General features: G+C 54.2%; 15 protein-coding genes. 13 read left to right on the plus strand and 2 right to left on the minus strand.

The window, feature by feature from the left end:
• Positions 1 to 74: 74 nt before the first annotated feature.
• Complete coding sequence (locus R50912_RS08760) at positions 75 to 1,880, plus strand: peptidoglycan D,D-transpeptidase FtsI family protein (RefSeq protein ID WP_042234032.1); 1,806 nt, start codon at positions 75 to 77, stop codon at positions 1,878 to 1,880.
• Here the strand turns inward: R50912_RS08760 and R50912_RS08765 are convergent.
• Positions 1,841 to 3,067: an AI-2E family transporter gene (locus R50912_RS08765; protein WP_042234034.1), complete on the minus strand. Its 1,227-nt coding sequence runs from the start codon at positions 3,065 to 3,067 to the stop codon at positions 1,841 to 1,843. The two genes, R50912_RS08760 and R50912_RS08765, sit on opposite strands and share 40 nt — an antisense overlap.
• Positions 3,068 to 3,317: 250 nt before the next feature.
• On the opposite strand from R50912_RS08765, the gene R50912_RS08770 reads away from it, so the two are divergent.
• The 12 genes from R50912_RS08770 to R50912_RS08825 all read left to right on the plus strand — a co-directional run bounded on the left by R50912_RS08770 (position 3,318) and on the right by R50912_RS08825 (position 19,467).
• Complete coding sequence (locus R50912_RS08770; protein WP_042234036.1) at positions 3,318 to 4,703, plus strand: polysaccharide deacetylase family protein; 1,386 nt, start codon at positions 3,318 to 3,320, stop codon at positions 4,701 to 4,703.
• Positions 4,704 to 5,050: 347 nt separating this feature from the next.
• Positions 5,051 to 6,181, plus strand: a complete 1,131-nt coding sequence (locus R50912_RS08775) for an amidohydrolase/deacetylase family metallohydrolase (RefSeq protein ID WP_042234038.1) — start codon at positions 5,051 to 5,053, stop codon at positions 6,179 to 6,181.
• The gene (locus tag R50912_RS08780) at positions 6,135 to 7,247 is read left to right on the plus strand and encodes a DgaE family pyridoxal phosphate-dependent ammonia lyase (protein WP_042234040.1); all 1,113 of its coding nucleotides are present in this window, start codon (positions 6,135 to 6,137) and stop codon (positions 7,245 to 7,247) included. Before R50912_RS08775 ends, R50912_RS08780 begins: the two co-directional genes overlap by 47 nt.
• Positions 7,240 to 7,995 carry a 2-dehydro-3-deoxy-phosphogluconate aldolase gene (gene dagF / locus R50912_RS08785; protein ID WP_042234044.1) on the plus strand — a complete coding sequence of 252 codons (756 nt, stop codon included), beginning with the start codon at positions 7,240 to 7,242 and terminating at the stop codon, positions 7,993 to 7,995. The genes R50912_RS08780 and dagF overlap by 8 nt, the downstream gene beginning before the upstream one ends.
• A complete protein-coding gene (locus tag R50912_RS08790; RefSeq protein WP_042234046.1) occupies positions 7,988 to 9,004 on the plus strand; it encodes a sugar kinase in 1,017 nt (338 codons plus the stop codon). Before dagF ends, R50912_RS08790 begins: the two co-directional genes overlap by 8 nt.
• 138 nt (positions 9,005 to 9,142) lie before the next feature.
• Positions 9,143 to 10,159: a glycoside hydrolase family 130 protein gene (locus R50912_RS08795; RefSeq protein WP_042234048.1), complete on the plus strand. Its 1,017-nt coding sequence runs from the start codon at positions 9,143 to 9,145 to the stop codon at positions 10,157 to 10,159.
• A 334-nt stretch (positions 10,160 to 10,493) separates the two neighbouring features.
• On the plus strand, positions 10,494 to 11,798 hold the full coding sequence (locus tag R50912_RS08800) for an extracellular solute-binding protein (protein WP_042241936.1): 1,305 nt from the start codon (positions 10,494 to 10,496) through the stop codon (positions 11,796 to 11,798).
• A 100-nt stretch (positions 11,799 to 11,898) separates the two neighbouring features.
• Entirely contained in the window at positions 11,899 to 12,774 is an 876-nt protein-coding gene (locus R50912_RS08805) for a carbohydrate ABC transporter permease (protein ID WP_042234050.1), read from the plus strand.
• A 30-nt stretch (positions 12,775 to 12,804) separates the two neighbouring features.
• Positions 12,805 to 13,635: a carbohydrate ABC transporter permease gene (locus R50912_RS08810; protein WP_042234052.1), complete on the plus strand. Its 831-nt coding sequence runs from the start codon at positions 12,805 to 12,807 to the stop codon at positions 13,633 to 13,635.
• Positions 13,636 to 13,706: 71 nt separating this feature from the next.
• Positions 13,707 to 15,515: a cache domain-containing sensor histidine kinase gene (locus R50912_RS08815; RefSeq protein WP_042234054.1), complete on the plus strand. Its 1,809-nt coding sequence runs from the start codon at positions 13,707 to 13,709 to the stop codon at positions 15,513 to 15,515.
• A complete protein-coding gene (locus tag R50912_RS08820; protein ID WP_042234055.1) occupies positions 15,505 to 17,085 on the plus strand; it encodes a response regulator transcription factor in 1,581 nt (526 codons plus the stop codon). The genes R50912_RS08815 and R50912_RS08820 overlap by 11 nt, the downstream gene beginning before the upstream one ends.
• Before the next feature lie 54 nt (positions 17,086 to 17,139).
• The gene (locus R50912_RS08825) at positions 17,140 to 19,467 is read left to right on the plus strand and encodes a glycoside hydrolase family 3 N-terminal domain-containing protein (RefSeq protein WP_042234056.1); all 2,328 of its coding nucleotides are present in this window, start codon (positions 17,140 to 17,142) and stop codon (positions 19,465 to 19,467) included.
• Between the two features lie 253 nt (positions 19,468 to 19,720).
• Here the strand turns inward: R50912_RS08825 and ilvD are convergent, their stop codons facing one another.
• Positions 19,721 to 21,406 carry a dihydroxy-acid dehydratase gene (gene ilvD / locus R50912_RS08830; protein WP_042234058.1) on the minus strand — a complete coding sequence of 562 codons (1,686 nt, stop codon included), beginning with the start codon at positions 21,404 to 21,406 and terminating at the stop codon, positions 19,721 to 19,723.
• Between the last annotated feature and the right edge of the window lie 270 nt (positions 21,407 to 21,676).

The following is a 21,676-nucleotide window of genomic DNA, read 5'->3' on the forward strand; positions in this document are numbered from 1 at the left end:
GCGGTTTTTTTGCGGGTTGGGGTGGGCATAATAGAACCCATAGTTCAGCAGCCCACTTGATGGAGGAATAACACTTGCAGAAGCTGGTTCACAAACGTATATTTTGGAGTCTGCTGATTCTGTCTGTGCTCGTTGCAGGCTTGATCATCAGACTGGCCTGGGTCCAGCTGCTGATGAAGAATCAGCAGGTAAGCAGCAGCGGGTACACGATGGCACAGATGGCTGAAATTCAGAGCGAGCGGGAGACAGTACTGGACAGTGGGCGGGGCCGGCTCTATGACAGGAACGGAGAACCGCTGGCCGGAGAGACTGTATGGACAGCGGCACTGTTTCCGCAGGAAGAATCACTTCCGCTGCATACGGTTACCGGGGAGCCTGCCGGGGATAACCAATTGCACCGCCTGGCAGAAATTCTTGGGGTCAGCTACAGCCAGCTGCAATCTACACGCACAGGGCTTAAGGAGCCGCTGCTCTGGCCCTCCGGCAAGGGGGGCACTCCGCTGGCATTGTCGTTGTCAGAGGCCCGGGAAGTGGAAGAGCTGGGAATTGAGGGGGTTAAGGCGCTACCCTTTGCCCGCAGATATGATGGAGCCGCTTCAGGACGGCAATGGCTTGGTTATTTGTCTGAAGCTTCGGGTGAAGCGCTACGGCAATCACCGACTGGTCTGCGGATTCCGCGTACAGGTACGGACGGGCTGGAGAAAACACTGGAGCCGCTGCTGCAGGGAGTGGGGCATACGGAGGCGGTTGCCCAGGTGGATGCCCGGGGAAACCGTGTTCCAGGCAGTCCGATTATAGTCAAAGCACCGGGGAATCCTTATTACCCGCTGTCTTTATATACCACGATTGATAAGAAACTACAGGAGAGTATTGAGCAGCTGGCCGCAGAAGCGGACGTAAAGGAGGGGGCAGTTGTAGTCCTGGATAGCCAGAACGGCGATATTGCCGCGATGGTATCCTTGCCGTTCTACAACCCGGAGCAGATCTCACCGCAAGGAGGGGAGTGGAACAACCGGGCGCTGCAGGCAGCGGTACCCGGGTCCATCTTCAAGATAGTCACTGCCGCTGCTGCCCTGGAGGCCGGATTAACTTCACCGGAGGAACCGTTCTATTGTAAAGGGGAATACGGTAAATACGGATTAACCTGCCTGAACGGCAAAGGACACGGCGCCCTTACGATGGCGCAAGGGTTCGCCGTGTCCTGTAATACCGTGTTCGCCACGCTTGCCGAGCGGCTTAGTGGAGCACAACTTAATGCTGCTGCTCTGGGACTTGGCCTTGGCCGGGACATCGGCTGGCAGGCGGAGAATACGCTGGGCCTTCCACTGCTCCGGCCGCTCTCCGGGGAGCAGACGGGGACGATCTTCACCACGCTGCTGCCGGATGACGGCGGGGCCAGGGTGCAGACCGCGATCGGCCAGCGCGATGTGCGGATTACGCCTCTGCAGGCGGCGAACCTCGTAGTCACGCTGCTGCATGGCGGGGAGGTTAGAGCGCCGCGTATTCTGCAGCGGGTGGCTTTTGCCAACGGCCAGACGCTGAAGGAGCTTCCGGGACATCTGGCCCCTGCCCCGCAGGGCAGAATATCGGGGGCAACCGCCCGCGTGCTGCTGTCCATGATGCGTAAAGTGGTGACAGAAGGAACAGGCAAGACGCTGCAGGGCCTTGAATGGCCGGTCGCCGGCAAATCAGGCACAGCGCAGACTCTGGTCAAAGGCGTGGCCCGCAATAATCAATGGTTCATCGGCTATGGCCCGGTAGACCATCCGAGATATGCTGTATCCGTTGCTGTCGAGAACGTGGCTCCAAGCAGTCCGCAGGCAGCTGCCAAATTATTCGGTCAAGTATTTGAGCTGCTGTCCGGGTCAACGGGGGCCTGAGTATCGTCGGTGCCTGCTGTACCTGCCGAAGCTGTACCTGCCGTATTACCCGATACGGGGCCGCCTGCTGTGGAGGGTTCAGAAGCGGCGAACGGAGACACGATGAATTCCTCCTGCGGCAGATAGATCCAGCGCTGCAGATACCCCTGCTGAATCAGCTCCTTGAGCAGGATCAGCAGGATCGGCGACAGAATAAGGCCAGCGATACCAAATACAGAGGAAGACAGAATGACGAAGGATAGCATCAGGAACGCCGAGGAGACGCCAATCGAATTTCCGGTGATTTTGGGCTCCAGCAGCTGTCTGATCACCATCACCACTGCCAGCAGAATGATCAGACCAATGGCCAGTGAGGTATTGCCGACAATGAATAAATAAATGATCCAGGGGATCAGAATCGCCGGTACTCCAAGTAGTGGCAGCAGGTCGAACAAGGCGCAGATCAGAGCTAGAGTAAGAACATTTCCAGTCTGCAGGATCAGCAGTCCGGCGAGAACGATCACGAAGGTAATGCTGATCAGAATCAGCTGGGCTTTTAGATAAGAACCGATAGCCTTGAACACATTCCCCTGCAGGAAAGCGTAAGCCGTCTTAAAGGTCTTGGGCAGCTTGTCATGGGCAATCCGGCGCCAGTCCTTAATCTCCATACTGAGAAAAAAGGCCAGAATAATCGCAATGCCGAAATTAGCCATAAAGGAAGAGAAGGAGCCAAGCACACCGATCATATATTTAAAGAAGGTGACCATCCACGTCGAGAGGACATTGGTAGCATCGGTGAAATAACCGTTCAGCTTATCTGTGAGATCGGGCGGGAGCGCATCGATTTTTTGCTGGAGATAGGTGGTAGCCTCAGTAAAATGCTGCTGGACTATGTATGTATATCTGGGCAGATTATCCTGGAATTGAATGACCTGGGTCGTAATTAACAGTCCGGCAGCAAATAAGGCGCCAAGCAGGATCACTAGGAAGAGGACCACGGAGATAGCGGAGGCAAAAGGCTTAGCCATTCCCTTGCGGTTCAGGAACCGGGCCAGCGGCTCAATCAGCAGGAAGACAAAAAAGGACAGGAACACAGGAGCGGCCAGCTGATACAGCTTACTGAATCCCAGCATCACGAGATACAGCGTCAGGATAACCAATCCGATGTCGAAAAAAGTGCGCCAATATTTTTTGTACAGCGGCAGCATAGAGATAAACGACTCCTTTTCTAGATAAATTTACAATAATCACTTCAATTCATTGTACACGATTTTATTAAAAAAGCGTCTATTTCTTTGGCAGCTGTGTTAAAATAGGGGGTAATGTTTTTTGAATGCACTACTTGTCGCCACAACGGTATTGTCCTCTTGCAGGACAGCAGACGCTTCTACTTACTCTACTTGGCCGTATCACACGTAAGACGAGCCAAAGTCAACTCTGGAAAAGCGGGGAATTTACATGCAGACTTTGCTGCTCTGGCTATTTTATATCTCTACCTTTTATGCTTTCATTCCTGGAATGATCAGCCGGATATTTGGTTATCGTGTCTTTCGAAAGGGAATCGGGCGCACGGATTACGGCCTGACCTTTGATGATGGACCTGACCCGCACTATACACCATTATTGCTGGATTTGCTTAAGCGTTATGGGGCTAAGGCGACTTTCTTCGTGGTCGGTGCACATGCTGAAGCACATCCGGAGATTATTAAGCGTATGCATGATGAAGGGCATCTTATCGGGATTCACAATTATGTGCACAAGACGAACTGGCTGATGCGTCCGGCAACGGTGAGGAAGCAAATTCAGCGGACCGATGATATTATCTTCAAAATAACCGGCGAGCGCAGCACGTATTACCGTCCGCCGTGGGGGATTGTGAACCTGTTTGACTTCTCGAAGCGGCGGCAGGTGCAGATTGTACTCTGGTCGGCCATGTTCGGCGACTGGAAGGAGAAGCTGGGGGCGGAACGGCTGACCGACAAGCTGATCTCTAAGCTGGGTCCCGGTGAGGTCCTGCTGCTTCATGACTGTGGTACTACGCTCGGTGCCGATCCGCATGCACCAGAGCATATGCTTATTGCTCTGGAGCGGATGCTTCAAGAAGCGGATCGACGGGGGCTGCGAAGTATCCGGATTGACGAGATGATCAAGGCGGTACAGGACTCCCCTATTACAAGGCTGTCTTTCGGCAAACGGCTGGTTGTCGGCTTATGGCTGGCCTGGGAACAGGTATTCCAGCTATTGTTCCAGATCAAGACGATCTCTCCGGCAGATCCGTTCCTGCATTACCGGCTGCGTAAGTATCAGGGGAATCCCGTGCACATGGATAACGGCGAGACCTTAAGCAAAGGTGATAAGGTGATAGAGCTGCATATCGACAACAGGCAGCTGTTCGAGCTGGGCGTTCATTCGCGTTCCTCGGCACAGCTGGCCATCCGCATGATCCGCCGCATGGAGAAGGATCTCCCAGTGCTTGCGGAGCGGATTGCCGGTGATGTGGAACTGGCGGAAGCCAAGGCGCTCTACGGTGTGAGCTTGCTGAACCGCGGGCCGGAGAAATTCGGATTCATGGTTCTGGATCTGCCAAACGGCCTGTTCGCAAGCTCCACCAAATTCTATCTCAGTATTCTGCTCAGCGTCATTCATCCGTCAGGCGGAGCGAGACTTAAAGTCCGCAGTGAGCTGCTGGTACCCAAAATGATGCTGATGCCCGTGTCGCAGCTGTCTGGCCAGATGAACCAGCAGCGGCCGCAGAAGCCGGTGAAGCAGCGGGAACGGGTGCGGGAAGAGGAGCACTCCCTTGAAGCTGAGCTTGAACTGCCCGGAGCAACGGTGGTTCATTGAAGCGCATAAGGAATTAAATGAAATAGCCATAATAATAATTATAATACTAATTATAAGATAAGCTTCCATAACCTGCGGGTTTTGAAGGCTTTTTTTTTGATGAAAATTAGGCTATGGGGGTCCGAGCAAAGTACCTGAGTAATCATAGATGCTAAGCCCCACTTTGTGGGGTTATTTTGCGTTGCGGCAGAAATAGGAAATACTTCTGGTATCCATGCACTGGAGAATGATCTGAATTCTCACGATATAATCGCAATTTTATGGGATATTTCTTTCTGCGGGGCCGGGCTATGATTAATTCATACAGTGGGCGGCATCAACAGTTGAACTGAAGGGAGATGAGGATGATGACAGAGCGGTTGCTGCTCCGCCGGGTAAGGCGGATGAACGGTGAAGAAGTGGATTTGGTGGTGGAGAATGGAAGGATCGCAGAGATTGTACCCGCAGGTACCGCAGATGCGGCCGGCGGCCGGGTATGGGAGACGGCGGGAGCCTATGTCTCCAGCGGCTGGATTGATATGCATGTTCATGCTTTTCCCGCTTTTGACCCGTACGGGGACGAGATAGATGAGATAGGCGTGAAGCAAGGCGTGACCACTATTGTGGATGCCGGAAGCTGCGGGGCTGACCGGATCGCTGAGCTTGCAGAAGCGGGGCGGAGAGCGGCTACCAGGCTGCTGGCTTTCCTCAACATATCACATATCGGGCTGCAGCGGATTGATGAGCTGGCCGATATGGAATGGATTAACCGGGCAAGGCTACTGCTGGCTGTCTCGAAGCACCCGGGATTTATCGTAGGACTGAAGGCGAGGATCAGCCGGAGTGTGGTGAAGGAGAACGGACTTGAGCCGCTGCATGCGGCGGTTCAGCTCTCGGAAGAGACGGGCCTGCCGCTGATGGTACATATCGGCTCGGGTCCTCCGGATATCCGTGAGGTGATTCCGCTTTTGCGCAGGCGGGATATCATCACCCATTATTTGAACGGCAAAAGCAATAATCTGTTTGACGGTGCGGGCCAGCCGCTTGAAGTCTTGAAGGAAGCGGTCTTACGCGGAGTCCATTTGGATGTCGGACACGGAACAGCCAGCTTTTCCTTTGATGTGGCGGAAGCCGCGAGGCGCAGCGGTGTCCATCCGGATACGATCAGCAGCGACATCTACCGGGGCAACCGGATGCACGGCCCGGTCTTCAGTCTGGCCCATGTGCTGACTAAATTTCTTGCACTCGGCTATTCTCTTGAGGAAACAGTGGAACGGGTGACAACACAGGTTGCAGACTGGCTTGGCAGACCTGAGCTGGGTGAAATCCGCACCGGAGGCGAGGCTAATCTGACGTTATTCCGAGTGAAGGACCAGCTGGTCGAGTTGGTGGATTCAGAAGGCACGCGGCGGGTAGGCCGGCAAATTATTGAAGCGATGGGAGTGTTCGTTGATGGCAGATTCATTGAATGCGAAATACGGCCTGAAGCGGGTGATTAATGCCAGCGGCCGCATGAGTATCCTGGGGGTATCAGCCCCTACGGATACGGTGATGGATGCGATGAAGCAGGGAGGACAGCGGTATGTGGAGATTGCCGAGCTGGTAGATAAGGCTGGAGACTATGCAGCACGGCATATCGGTTCGGAGGCTGCGGTGATTGTCAATTCGGCTTCCAGCGGAATTGCACTTGCGGTAGCAGCGGTGGTAACACGCGGCGAACCGCGTGCAAGCCTTCGCCTGCATCAGGATAAGCTGTACCGGAATGAGATTATTATGCTGAAGGGGCATAACGTGCAATATGGTGCGCCTGTTGAAACTATGATCTACCTCGGCGGCGGGGCAGTCCTGGAAGCCGGTTATGCCAATGAAGGCCGGGCAGAGCATCTCAGGGACGCTGTGTCGGAGCGGACGGCTGCCATTTTGTATGTGAAATCCCATCATGCGGTGCAGAAGAATATGATTTCTGTCGAAGAGGCCTGGGAGGTCGCCCAGGCGGCAGGCCTTCCGTTGATTGTGGATGCCGCAGCAGAAGAGGATCTGCAGAAATATGTGCAGGTGTCCGATCTGGTTATTTATAGCGGTTCTAAAGCTATTGAAGGACCGACCTCCGGCATTGTCGCGGGCAAGCGGACCTATATCGAATGGCTGAAGGTACAGCTCCACGGCATCGGACGGAGTATGAAGGTCGGCAAAGAAACGACGTTCGGGCTGCTGCAGGCGCTGGATGAGTATGCGGTTAAACAGGATAACAGCAGGCAGGAAAAAGCAGCCTTGCAGACGTTGCTGACCCTGAATGGGCTTCCCGGCATACAGGTGTCTGTTGTCCAGGATGAAGCTGGACGGGCGATCTTCCGGGGGAGAGTCCAGGTGGACCGGGCTTTGGCCGGAATTTCCGCACAGGAGCTGTCCGAAGGGCTGCAGCAGGGGGATATCGCCATTTATACCCGGGACTACGGCGTCCGGCAGGGTTATTTCGATATTGATCCGCGTCCGCTCACGGGCGATGACATTCACATCATTGCGGCGAGAATTCGCCAATTGACTGGAGGAGAAGCAGATGTCTAAGATTGCAGAACGGTTCTACAAGGGACGGGTCGCCTTGAATGTGCTGGCCCGGGATATCGGGAACGCCAAAGAGGTGTTCGAGGCGTCCGAGGGGCATGTACTGGTTGGCGTACTCTCGAAGGATTATGCCACTGTCCAGGAAGCGGTAACAGCAATGGAAGCCTATGACCGGGAAATTGACGGTGCAGTATCCATCGGACTGGGAGCCGGGGATAACCGTCAAGCTGCAGTGGTGGCGGAAATCGCCAGGTACTATGGCGGAAGCCACATCAATCAGGTATTTCCTGCCGTAGGCATCACCCGTGCAAGTCTGGGCGGGAAGAACAGCTGGATCAACAGTCTGGTCTCTCCGGCAGGGCAGCCCGGCTATGTTAATATCTCCACTGGACCGGTTAGCGCCGCTCAGACGGAGCAGGCGGTTATTCCTGTGAAGGCAGCAATCGCCCTAGTACGGGATATGGGCGGCAATGCACTGAAATATTTCCCCATGCAGGGTCTGAGCAGGGAAGCAGAGCTGCGTGCGGTGGCTGAAGCCTGTGCCGAGGAGAGCTTTGCGCTGGAGCCGACAGGCGGCATTGACCTATCCAACTTTGAGGCTATATTGTCTATTGCGCTTAGTGCTGGCGTCCCGCAGGTCATTCCCCATGTCTATACCTCCATTATTGACCAGGGTACCGGGCTTACGCGGCCTGCCGATGTGCAGAAGCTATACCGGATGATGACCAGGCTGGCGGACAGCTATGTCTAAACAGATCGCCGCTTTCGGCGAAGTGATGATGCGGTTGCAGGTACCCGGATATGAGCTGCTGTCACAAGCCAGCAATCTGAACTATTCATTCTCTGGGAGTGGTGTGAATGTGTTATCCGCTCTGACCCGGTACGGGCATCAGGGCAGTCTGGTTACCAGGCTGCCCGAGGGGCCGCTGGGCGATGCCGCAATCGCCAGCCTGCGCAAGCTGGGCATTCATTCCGGCTATATTAAGCGCGGCGGGCAGTATATCGGAATGTATTTCCTGGAGAACGGGTTCGGGGCCCGGCCCGGCAGAGTGACCTACACGGACCGGGCCGGGAGCAGCTTCAATACAGCTCCGCAGAATACGTATTCCTTCGCCGGGCTTGCTGGCAAAGCGGATGCTGTCCATTTCTGCGGCATTACGCTGGCGATGAATGACGGTGTCAGAACGGCGATGAAAAGCTACGCCGAAGCGGTCAAGCTCAAGGGAGGCCTCGTGGTTTTTGACTGCAATTACCGCCCGTCCCTCTGGAGGGAAGGCGGCTATGAGCTGGCGAAGCCGCACTATGAAGAGATGCTTCATCTGGCTGACATTGTGCTCATGAACGAGCAGGATGCCATGTTCATCCTGGGCATGGATGCGGTAAAAGGCGAACGGGAGGCGCAGCTGCGGGAGCTGATTCCTGAAGTGGCTGCCCGTTACAGTCTCTGTACAGTTGCCGGAACGCAGCGGACCATTCATGAGGACAACCGTCACTCCCTGCGCGGGTATATCTTCAAGGCAGGCTGCTTCTCGTTCTCAGATAATCTGACATTTACAGTCCTGGACAGGGTCGGAGCGGGAGATGCTTATGCCAGCGGTATTATTCACGGTGAGCTGGAGGGCTTTGATCCGCAGCATACCGTTTCATTCGCTGCCGCTGCCGGAGTGCTGGCGCATACTGTAGCGGGAGACTCGCCGATGTCCTCCGAGCAGGATGTCTTCCGGATGCTGATGAATCCGGGCGGCGATGTTCAGCGCTGAGTCTTCTCCCTTAACCGGGCATATTAGCGCTATTATTCGGATGATTTCTATACTGCGCGGGATATTTTGACGCCCGGGGGCGGGCTATAATGGGGATAATTCAATTCAAGTACAGGTTAACCCTGAGGAGGCAGAGCAATGAAAATCAACAGACATCCGGAGAATCCAATCGTGGTTCCGGGCAAATATGACTGGCGGCTGGCGACGGTATTTAATCCGGCAGTGATCAAGGATAACGGGAAATTCTATATGATTGAACGGACCGCAGGCTCCCTGACGCCGTGCAAAAATGTTCTGGGTCTGCTGGAAAGCGAGGATGGTGTCCATTTCACTCATGTGAAGGACGAGCCGGTGGTTACACCCGATATGCTCGGCTTTCCGTACGGCAGTGTACAGGACCCGAGAATAGTGAAAATTGGGGATCTGTTCTACATGAGCTTTGCGCTCCGCCCCTGTGCAATGAATTATTATCCGACCGGAACCGGCATTCCAGAGCGCTCCATACCTGAATATCCCGATGGCTGGGGAGAAGAGGAAGGACACTGGCTGACGCGCTCCATTCTGATGTCCTCCCGCAATCTGACGGACTGGGAGTATGTAAGTACTACAACCCCGCTTGAGATTAACGACCGCAACAACATGCTGTTCCCGGAGAAAATAGGCGGCAAATACGCGCTGCTGCGCAGACCGGAGGAGTACATCGGTGAAACTTACGGAACAGAGCAGGCAGCAATCTGGATCTCTTACTCGGAGGATCTGAAAAACTGGGAAGCCCCGAAGCTGCTGGCCAAAGCGGAAAACAGCTGGGAGAACAAAAAGATCGGTGCCTCCACTCCGCCCATTCGTACGGAGCATGGTTGGCTGCTGCTGTACCACGGTGTAGATGACGATACAGTGTACCGCCTGGGCGCGATGCTGCTCGATCTGGAAGATCCGTCCAAGGTGATCGCCAGAACGAAAGAATTCATCATGGAGCCCGAGACGTATTATGAGAAATTCGGCTATCAGATTCCCAATGTTATTTTTCCGACCGGCTGTGTACTCGATGACGGAATTCTGCATATCTACTACGGCGTAACCGATACAGCCATCGCACTGGCAACTGTTCCGCTCTCCGATATGCTGGAGCATCTGCTGGGGCAGACGGTATTGTAGAAGGATGTTCGCTAACCGCTTGGATATTTTCAGGCGGTTCCTATCCTGTTAATATTGGAAGCGTTTACCCGCAAGTCCCCCGGAAAAAGAGGTATTTATATAACGTCTTATGTAATATAATATGACTTTATTTCATGGTTTTTAGTGTATTTTTCATATTTATTGCAAATCCGCTGTAGAATATCGGATATAATCTAACATTTGTGGGATATAGACCGCAGCTAATAGCTTTTATAATTAACGTAACAGCTCAGGTAGTCCCTGCAAGAGGGAATCTGAGGTGCGGGAATAGCAGATACTAATAATAGTAGAAAGAGGGTTGATTAGGGTGACAATGAAACAGACCAAAAAAGTAGCTTTGCTTGGGATGGCGGGCGCGCTGGCTTTGTTCACAGCAGCATGCGGCAACAGCAACAACGCGGGTAATGCAAGCGGGAGCGGGAATAGCGAAGAGACCATCACCCTGAATATGATGCATCCCTGGACCTCGCCCAATGTGGACAATGAGGTATACAAGGCGCGGATCGCCAAATTTGAGGCGGAGCATCCGAATATTGTGATCAAGCAGGACGGAGTGCCTTCTGCACAATATAAAACTAAGCTGCGGACGCTTGCAGCCGCCAACAATCTGGCGGACATCAATGTCGTATGGCCTGGAGCCGATCTCGAGCCGTTGGTGGAAGGCAGCCTGGTGGAGCCGATTGATGGTCTGATGGATAACTGGAAGTCAATTCTGCCGGAGAGCGCCCTGGCCGGGTTCAATATAGGCGGCCAGCAGTATGCCGTTCCGACCAAACAAACCTTCGTAGACATCATTTATTACAACAAAGAGATGTTCGCCCAAGTAGGCTACACAGAGTTTCCTGATACGTACGATAAGTTCATCGACGCAGTCACCAAGCTGAAAGCGGCGGGGATTACGCCAATCTCGCTGGGCAACAAGGAGCAATGGCCGCTACAGTCCTCCTATCTGTCCATTCTCGGAGACCGTTTTACCGGCAGTGACTTCCTTACAAAGGTGGTAAATAAGGAAGCGAAATTCACTGACCCCGAGTTCGTCAAAGCGATTGCGGTCATTGATGAGCTGACCAAGCTGAAGGCCTTCAATACCGATGCCAACAACATGGATTCCGTACAAGGCCAGGATTATTTCATCCAGGGCAAAGCAGCTATGCATATCTCTTCCTCAACGGTAGATGCGAGAATCCGGATCAATAATGACGAAGGCGACAAGTTCGGCATTGCCCTGTTCCCGAGTGTGGAAGGCGGCAAAGGTGATCCGGTGAAGAGTGCGGGTGTGGTGCAGTACGGCATCGCCATTAAGAGCGGACTGAATGAGAAAACCAAAGCGGCGGCTGAGGAATTCATGAAGTATTTTGTCAGTGAGGACCTGTACAAGGAGTTGATCCGCAACGGGGTTGTAGTTCCGGCCACCGTAGAAATTCCTGAGGATGCCAGCCCTTATCTGAAAGAAATGCTTGAGCTGACCAGCAAAGGCACGGCTCCTGTATTCGACAGCATCATTCCGACACAAGTGGTTGACGTTGTGCAGAACGGCATACAGGCGCTCACTATAGGCCGCGGCACACCGGAAGAGGTCGCCAAGGATGCACAGGCAGCTTTTGACCAAATGAACTAGGACTAACAGGGAGAAACGGAAACCGCCGTTTGCATCATCAGGCGAAGCCGTTTCTCCATTTCATAAGCAGAAGAGGATTCAACTGGAAGGGGGATGCCCTGTGCATACGCTTAAGCAAAATAAACTGGCGATCTTTATCGGATTATTCCCGGCGCTGGTCATCTATCTTGGAATTGCGATCATACCGATCGGCATTTCGCTCTACTACTCGGTGATGGACTGGAACGGGATCGGCAAGATGACGTTTGTCGGCTTGGACAACTACTCCCGTATTCTTACTGATGATACGTTCTGGCTGTCTGTACAGAATAACATTGTCATTATGCTGACGGGGCTGGTCGGTCAAATTCCGCTGGGGCTGATCATGGCGATGCTGCTGAACAAGGGACTTAAGGGCTCTGGCTTCTTCCGTACCGTAGGGTTCATGCCTGTTGTCATCTCGTCCGTCATGGTTTCCTTAATCTGGGGCATGATTTATAACACGGAATACGGGATGCTGAACAGCATGCTGGCCTTCTTCGGACTGGAGAGCTGGCAGCAGAACTGGCTGGGGGACATAAAGTGGTCTATGTTGTCCATCAGTGTGGCCTACATTTGGCAGAACTGCGGGCTGTACATGGTTATTTTCCTTGCTGCTCTGCAGAATATCCCGGATGAAGTTAATGAAGCTGCCGAGCTGGATGGTGCCACAGGATTCCGCCGGACACTGCATATCACGATTCCGATGCTCCGCAGCACAATTATGGTAGCGGTCGTATACAGCATCAGTAACTCTTTCCGCGTATTTGATTTGATTCAGGTACTGACCGGCGGCGGGCCGGCACATCAGACAGAAGTCATGACGCTCTATATGTACAACAGCGCATTTATGAATTTGCGTTACGGCTATGGCAGCGCAGTATCGATTCTGATTCTGCTGTTCAGTCTTGTTGTGATTTCTATCGTTAACCGGATTGGCCGGGAGAAGGACGCCTGATGAAGATCTACAGAAAGGAGGAGAGAAGTTATGGATAAAAAAACACCGTTATTCAAAGTCATGGCCTACACATTTTTGAGTCTGTTCGCTATTATGAATATAATTCCGATTTTCTGGATGATCGTTAATTCGTTTAAGGAAGAGCAGGAATATGCGGCGAACCCGTTCTCCTTCCCGACCACACTGCATTTCTCCAACTACACGAAGGCTTGGGAAATTGCGAATATGAACATTTACTTCTTGAACAGTCTGCTGATTACGTTCGTATCGCTGATTGTGACCGTGCTGCTGGGTTCGCTTGCCGCCTATTTCCTTGCCCGGTTCACCTTCAAGCTCCGGGGCTTCACGTATGCGTTGTTCCTGTTGGGGATGCTGGTGCCGATTCACGCCACATTGATCCCGATCTTCCTGATTATGCAGAAACTGAGCCTGATAGATACGTATTTCTCGCTAATTTTGCCGTATACGGCGTTTCACCTGTCACTTACGGTGTTCATTCTGGAGGGCTTTATGCGGGGCTTTCCCAAGGATCTGGAAGAGTCGGGGATTATGGACGGAGCGGGTGTATTCCGCATTTTCTGGTCTATTATTCTGCCAATCACCCGCCCGGCTATGGCTACCGTCGTGATTCTCAACTTTATTTACAACTGGAATGAATACTTATTCGCGCTTGTACTGATCACTTCCAATTCGCTTAAGACGCTTCCGCTGGGGCTGGCGAACTTCGTCGGTGTGGAGACGGCGAGCTATACGCTGCAGATGTCGGCGCTGACGATTGCACTCGTCCCAATATTGATCTTCTATCTGCTGCTGCAGAAGCAGCTGGTTACCGGGATGACCGCTGGAGCTGTCAAAGGCTAAATCCGGGTCCGCAGTGATGGGTGCAGCAGGTCCTGGAAGCAGCGGCGGTGGAGGAAAAAAGGAGTCTGAGGATGCAAACACGCTGGAGAAAGGCCGGTAATTTCGGCTTGAAGCGCAAGGCTATGGTGATATTTCTGCTATTTGTCTTTCTGCCGACCATCGGGGTCGGGGTCATTGTTCAATATAAGTACAACAAGGTACTCCGCGAGCAGTTCGTTAGTGCTACCCGCCGCAACCTTGATAATGTGACCAGCCAGCTTGGCGAACAGACCAAAATGGTGGAGGATATCGCCGATTACTTCATCCTGAGTCCCGACATGCGGAACTTTCTCCGCAGCTATCCGCCGCTTGAGGCTGAACAAAGGTCTGTATATAAACGCAATATTGAGGATTTCCTGACCTTCCAATTAATGTCGAGAAGTTATATCCGATCCATTGAGATTTCCGGCTACAACGGTAATACCATCGAGATGGGCGAGCCGTTCAGTGGGGATGAAGACAAGTGGGAGCGTGAGGCGGTGGCCCGAAAAGGCGGGATTCTCTGGACTGAGGGCTATCCGCTGAACAGTTCATGGAATGGGCAGGTCCGGGTGCTCTCCATGATCCGGGTCCTGAATTCCTTCAGTGAGATTACGAAGCCGCTCGGTATGCTGACCATCCGGCTCGATGAAGCGGATATCGCCGCTCAGCTTGAAAAAGGCGTGCTGGCAGCTGGTTACGGCAGCGTGTTCGTAATGGGCGGAGCAGGTGATCTGATCCTGGAATCCGTCAACCGTCTGCCGGACGGTTATGTGCCGGACCAGGGCCTGATGCAAAGGCTCACGGCTGGCAGCAGCAAGCTGGCCACCGCTGAAATCGGGGGCCAGCGGTATCTGACAATGTATAACCAAATTGAAAATTCCGACTGGAAAGTGGTCGTTATGATCTCCGAAGAGAAGATGGCGGAGGAATTCCGCAGCGTCAAGATCGTGATGTCCATTATCCTGATTGCTATTCTGGTGCTGGCGCTCACTGCACTTCTTGGATTCCACTATACGATTATCCGTCCGATTCTGCGGCTGAAGATCGAGACTGGGCGTGTGGCCGGCGGTGACTTCAGCGCGAGGGTGCCCGTCAGCTCTCAGGATGAGATTGCAGAACTGGGCAGCAAGTTTAATGAGATGGTCATGACCATCCAGCAGCTTATTGATCATAAATACAAGCTGGAGCTCCGCGAAAGGGAAGCGGAGCTAAGGCTGATGCAGAATCAGATGGACCCTCATTTTCTGTACAATACCCTGGATATGATCCGCTGGACGGCCCGCTTGGAGCAGGCAGAGCAATCCAGTCAACTGATCGAAATGCTGTCCAGATTCTTTCGCGCCAGCGTCAATAACGGAAGCTATCATACGACGTTGGGCAAGGAAATGGAATTTGTACAGGCTTATTTGTATTTACAGCAGTACCGTCTGGGGGATAAGCTGTCCTATTCGCTGCACCTGGAGCCGGGCATTGAAGAGGCAGTTACTCTGAAGGCTACCCTCCAGCCGCTGGTGGAGAACGCGGTCAAGCACGCTATGGATAGAAGCAAGCCTGTTCACACGATTGATGTAAAGGCTTATACGGCTGAAGATGAAATACGAATTGATGTGACCGACAATGGGATAGGCATGACTCCGGAGCGAATGCGGGAAATCGCAGCTACCCTGGATCACAAGCCTTCCATGCGCATAAGCGGCCACGAAGGGGCGCTGCGCAATATTCATGAACGGCTGTCTATTTTTTTCGGACAGGATTACGGGCTGCGGATTATCCATACGTCGGGTGAAGGCACACGAATCCGTGTCTCGCTCCCGTTGCGGCAGGCCGGAAGCGAGGGGGCAGAAGATCATGAGCAATAACGGACGAACTGACACCAAAGGGCTTAAAATGCTGATTGTTGATGACGAACCGGTCATTTGCAAAGGACTTCGCCTGACCATCGACTGGGCTGCGCTGGGGATAGAGGTCATCGGCGAAGCTTACGACGGCGAAGAAGCGCTGCAGATTATGGGGGAGCATGAGGTGGATTTCGTGCTTTCGGACATCCGGATGGACGGTATGGATGGTCTCCAGCTTGCCGAGCAAGTGGGGCGGCGTTATCCTGAGGTCCGCATGATTATTATCAGCGGCTATGAAGATTTCGATTATGCACGCCAGGCGATCCGGCTCGGGGTGAACGACTATTTGCTGAAGCCGGTTAATATAGACGAGCTTACCGGAGTAGTGGGCAAGCTGGCAGAAGATATCCTGCAGCAGAAGCAGGAGGGCGGCAGGGATGAAGTGAAGCTCTGGCTGACCAATATGGCCCGGCAAGGGATGGCTTACCGCAAGGCTGCTCCCTCTTCACTTCAAGGAGAGCAGTTCAGAATTCTTGCCACGCAGCTGAGCTGCTTCTACGGGCGTTATTCGGAGCTTGGGCAAGAGGAGTATGAGCAGCTGCAGGAGCAGTGGATAGGCTGCCTTCAGGGGCAGCTGGCGTTACCAGGCCTGAAGCTTGTCTCTATCTTCGATCATGAGAATCTGCTGATTACATTGGCGGCGGCAGACCACCGGCTGGAGCCGCAGGAATGGCGTGAATGGCTGGACGGCTTCGTTCCCGGGCTTATCCCCGGGGCGGAGCTGAATTGCGGAGCATCGCAGACTTATGACGATGCCGCAGAGACGGCGGACCGATGTGCGGAAGCTGTGGGGCTGCTGCGCTATGCTGTACTGGATAACTCTGCTGTGATTGAGGAAGATATTGTCCGGCAGTGGAGCGGTACAAGGGAGCCTGCGGCACTGGATATTGCAGGTACGGTGCAGAATCTGGTAGCGGCTCTATTCAAGCAGGATGCCAGTGAGACCGGGGAGCTGGTATCGGAAATGCTGAGTTTTTTCAAGCGTGAATCGTATTTGCTGCATGAGATCGTGACTGTGTATGAGGAGCTGTTCGCTCTGCTGCGCCAACGGCTGCGCAAGAGCGGAATTACCGGTATGGATTACGGCCGCCAGTCACCGGACCTCTACCTGTTTAATTCTTACGATGCTCTGCAGGAGCTGATCCAGAAGGACATGGGCGATCTGCTGGAGCTGATTGAACAGAATGGCACAGACCGCTCCTACTGGATCGTTGAGAAGGCCAAGCGTTACATTGAAGCGCAATACCGTACGGATCTGAAGGCATCCGAGGTCGCGGCCTGGCTGAAGATTACGCCCAGTTATTTCAGCTATATTTTCAAGCAGAGCACGGGCAAGGGGTTCACGGAATATATGAACGAGCTGCGGATCGAGCAGGCTAAGGCACTGCTTGCGGCTACACATGATAAGATCTTCGAAATTGCCGACAAGGTGGGCTACAAGGAATACAAATATTTCGTAACTGTGTTCAAGTCCTATACGGGCATGACCCCCAAGGAATATCGGGGCTTGAGGGCGAGCAAGGACTTGTAAGGTTAAGCCGGACAAGTCAGTTAGATAACCTTTGGCAAGCGGGAGGAGCAAGAGATGGAAATATATAAGCAACCTTCCTATAGTGTGGAGGAGCGGGTTCGGGATCTTCTGTCCCGCATGACACTGCGTGAAAAGACGGGCCAATTGAACCAGCGGATGTATGGCTGGGATGCTTATGCCTGGGAGAACGGGGAGCTTGTGCTTACCGAGGCCTTCCGCCGGGAAGTGGCTGAAGGAGCAGGCATGGGGGCATTGTATGGATTATTCCGCAGTGACCCGTGGTCAGGGGTGGATTACAGCAACGGGATTACAGCCGCCGCCAGCGCTGCTGCTGCGAACAAGGTGCAGCGCTACGTGCTGGAGCATACCCGGCTGGGCATTCCTGTGCTGCTTAGTGAGGAATGCCCGCATGGGCATCAGGCACTGGACGGAACACTGCTGCCCGTGAATCTGGCTGCCGGAGCAACCTGGAATCCACAACTGATGGAACAGACTTACAGCCGTGTAGCGCTGGAGCTGCGCAGCCGGGGGGCTCACCTCGGGCTGCTGTCCGCCCTGGATATTCTGCAAGATCCGCGCTGGGGCCGTTCCGAGGAATGCTACAGCGAGGACCCGTTCCTGGCGGCTGCCTTCACGGCATCGGCTGTGCGCGGGATGCAGGGAACAACGCCGGAAGAGCTGGATTCACCAGACAAGGTTGCAGTGATTCTTAAGCATCTGTGCGCTCAGGGAGCAGCGCAGGGCGGGAGGAATGCCGGGCCGGCAGCAATCGGTGAACGTGAGCTTCGCGAGATTCATCTCCCGGCCGCGCAGGCAGGTGCAGCGGCAGGTGCGGCCGGATTCATGGCAGCCTACAATGAAATCGACGGCATTCCCTGCCATGCGAATGAGGCGCTGCTGAGCGGTATTCTACGCGGGGAATGGGATTTCGGCGGGATCGTTATGGCTGACGGTCAGGCTGTTGACCGTCTGATTGCGCTGACCGGCAGTTATGAAGGCGCAGCGGCGCTGGCCTTATCCGCCGGCGTTGACCTGAGCCTGTGGGACAAAGCGTTCAGCACGCTTGAGGAGGCGGTGAATATGGGTCTTGTCCGCGAGGCTGATATTGACCGCGCAGTATCCCGTGTGCTGGCGCTGAAATTTCGGCTCGGCTTGTTTGAACGTCCATATACGGATGAGCAGCTGGCGCTTTCCGTGGTGGGTCATGCGGATACCCGCAGGCTGAACCTGCAGGTGGCGCGGGAATCGGCCGTTCTGCTGAAGAACGAAGACGCTTTGCTTCCGCTCGCCGGCAAGCTACGGCGGATTGCGGTTATCGGTCCGAACGCGGACCGGCTCTACAATCAGCTCGGCGATTATACCAGCATACAACGGGAAGGAAGCGGTACGACGGTACTGCAGGGCATCAGGCAATGTGCCCCGCCCGGGGTTGAGGTTGTACATGCCCTGGGCTGCGGCATCCGCGAATCTTCCACAGCCGGCCTGAGCGAAGCGGTGGAGCTGGCACAGCGTGCGGATGTTGCTGTATTGGTGCTGGGAGGCAGCAGTGCACGGCAGTTCGGCGGCGACTTTGAGGCCAACGGTGCCGCAATTATCAGTGAAGGCAGTCCATCCGAAATGGACTGCGGAGAAGGTGTGGATCTGGCCGACCTGCGGCTCGGCGGCATCCAGCTGCAGCTTGCTGAAGCGGTGGCTGCCACCGGCACACCGGTGGTCGCAGTCATTATCCAAGGCCGTCCGCATGCACTGGACGAACTGGAGCCGCTAGCCGGTGCACTTCTCTGCGCGGCATATCCCGGCGCGGAAGGCGGACAGGCCATCGCTGAAATTGTGTTCGGCCACGTGAATCCCAGCGGCAAGCTGCCGGTGTCTCTGCCGCGTTCCTCCGGGCAGTTGCCGGTGTATTACAACCAGAAGGACCCGGGCCGTCCCCGGGTATATGTGGATATGCCGTCTGCCCCGCTGTATGCCTTCGGACACGGGCTTAGCTACACAAGTTTCGAATACGGCAGTGTCTCGTTATCTGCTGACTCCATCTCAACAGCTGATCTGGATGCAGGCAGCCGGGTCGCTGTCAGCATCAATGTGAAGAATACCGGCGCTATCTCAGGGCTGGAGACAGTCCAGCTGTACATCCGTGCCCGGGAGTCGGGGATCACCCGCCGGATTGCGGAGCTGAAGGGCTTCAGCAAAATCTCTCTGCAGACCGGAGAAGAGCAGACCGTAACCTTCCATCTGGGCGTGGAAGAGCTGGGGATATGGAATACGTCAATGAAGTTTGCGCCTGTTCCCTGCCGGGTTACGGTGATGGCGGGAGGAAGCCTTGCCGGCACCCAGACAGCGGAGCTTGTGATTACTGGCGGTTTCAGTGCGGGGACATAGTCAGAGAATCGCTTGGGGCCGGTTGGCTTTCCCTTGCCCAAAATCCATTGACAAGCAGCATACGAACACAACAATATAGAGCAGCGGTTCTCCTGTTATTGGAGAATCACTGCTCTATTGACGTTATAAGCCTTGGGAATATAAAAGGGGCTGTCATCGCCGGCAGAATATCTGCTTACGGGACAGCCCCTTAATATTCAGCTTGTGACAGCTTCAGTTCCTCTGCTGTATCAGTTCACTGCGCTGCAGCCGATTAGATCTTCAGCACGCCGCCTTTGCTTGCATTGGTAACCAGCTTGGAGTAGCGGGCCAGGTAACCGGTCTTCACCTTCGGTTCGAAGCCTTTCCAGCCGCTGCGGCGGACAGCCAGCACTTCTTCTTCAACCAGCAGCTCGATCTTGCGGCCCTTCAGGTCCAGTTCGATGATGTCACCATCCTCGACAAAAGCAATCGGTCCGCCCTCAGCCGCTTCCGGCGAGATGTGGCCGATACTGATGCCGCGGGACGCTCCGGAGAACCGGCCGTCGGTGATCAGGCCGACCTTGGCGCCAAGACCCATACCGACGATCTGCGAAGTCGGTGCCAGCATTTCCGGCATACCCGGTCCGCCCTTCGGACCTTCATACCGGATAACAACGACATGGCCTTCTTTGACCTTGCCGTTCGCGATCCCTTCCAGCGCCTGCTCCTGGGAGTCGAAGCAGATGGCAGGTCCTTTGTGGTAGCCGCCAACGGAAGCATCTACGGCACCAACCTTGATGATGGAGCCTTCCGGAGCCAGGTTGCCGTAGAGTACAGCCAATCCGCCTACTGGGGAATAAGGGTTGTCTATTGTATGAATAACTGACGTATCCTGAATCTCATGACCCGTGACATTCTCGGCCAGAGTCTTGCCGGTTACGGTCATGCAGTCGCCGAAGATGGCACCCGGCTTCTTCAGCAGCTCGTTCAGCACAGCGCTGACGCCGCCTGCCCGGTCCACATCCTCGATGAAGATATCGGATGCCGGAGCCAGCTTGGCCAGATAAGGCACGCGGTTGGCTACTTCATTGATACGCTCCAGCGGATAGTCGATTTCAGCTTCCTGAGCCAGTGCCAGGGTATGCAGCACAGTGTTGGTGGAGCCGCCCATAGCCATATCCAGCGCAAAGGCATTGTCCAACGATTCATGGGTTACGATATCACGCGGTTTCAGATCCAGCTTGATCAGTTCCATTAGCTGTGTAGCTGATTTGCGGACGAAATCTCTGCGTTCTTCGGCAACAGCCAGAATGGTGCCGTTGCCCGGGAGAGCGAGGCCCATAGCTTCAGCCAGACAGTTCATGGAATTGGCTGTGAACATACCCGAACATGATCCGCAGGTTGGACAGCCGAATTGTTCCAGTTCAAGCAGTTCAGCGTCATTGATCTTGCCGACCTGATGGGCGCCAACGCCTTCGAACACGGATGTCAGGGAGAGCTTCTTGCCTTTGCTGTCTACGCCGGCCTTCATCGGTCCGCCGCTGACGAAGATCGTCGGGATGTTGACGCGCAGTGCGCCCATCATCATGCCCGGGGTGATTTTATCGCAATTGGGAATGCACACCATTCCATCGAACCAGTGAGCGGAAACCATCGTTTCCACAGAATCGGCAATAATCTCGCGGCTTGGGAGCGAATAGCGCATTCCGATATGTCCCATGGCAATACCGTCATCTACGCCGATGGTATTGAATTCGAATGGAACCCCGCCGGCTTCACGGATAGCTTCCTTAACGATTTTGCCGAATTCCTGCAGATGCACATGACCCGGTACAATGTCGAGATAGGAATTGCAGACTGCGATAAACGGCTTGCCGAAATCCTCTTCCTTAACGCCTGCGGCCCGCAGAAGGCTGCGGTGTGGAGCGCGGTCAAAGCCCTTTTTGATCATGTCTGAACGCATTTTCTTGTTTGCCATGATGAGATTTCCCCCTAAAAGTATTGTGAGCCTAACCTCTTGGAACGGTGAGAACAAATATAGTGCCGCATTAACGCATTGCAATCCCAGAGGCTGCGTGTCTGCGGTTTATAGAAGGAACAAGGTCCAGCTTCATGCAGTGAACAGAAGTAGGGCGGAGCCGTTTCTATAAAATAAGCGGATTGGATACGAACGTTAATAGAGAGTCTATCACAAAAAACCTCATTTTTCTACCGGGCAATGTGAAGTTTGTCGCAGTCATCTCCCGGC

It is taken from the genome of Paenibacillus sp. FSL R5-0912 (assembly GCF_000758605.1).
Taxonomy (GTDB): domain Bacteria; phylum Bacillota; class Bacilli; order Paenibacillales; family Paenibacillaceae; genus Paenibacillus_AQ.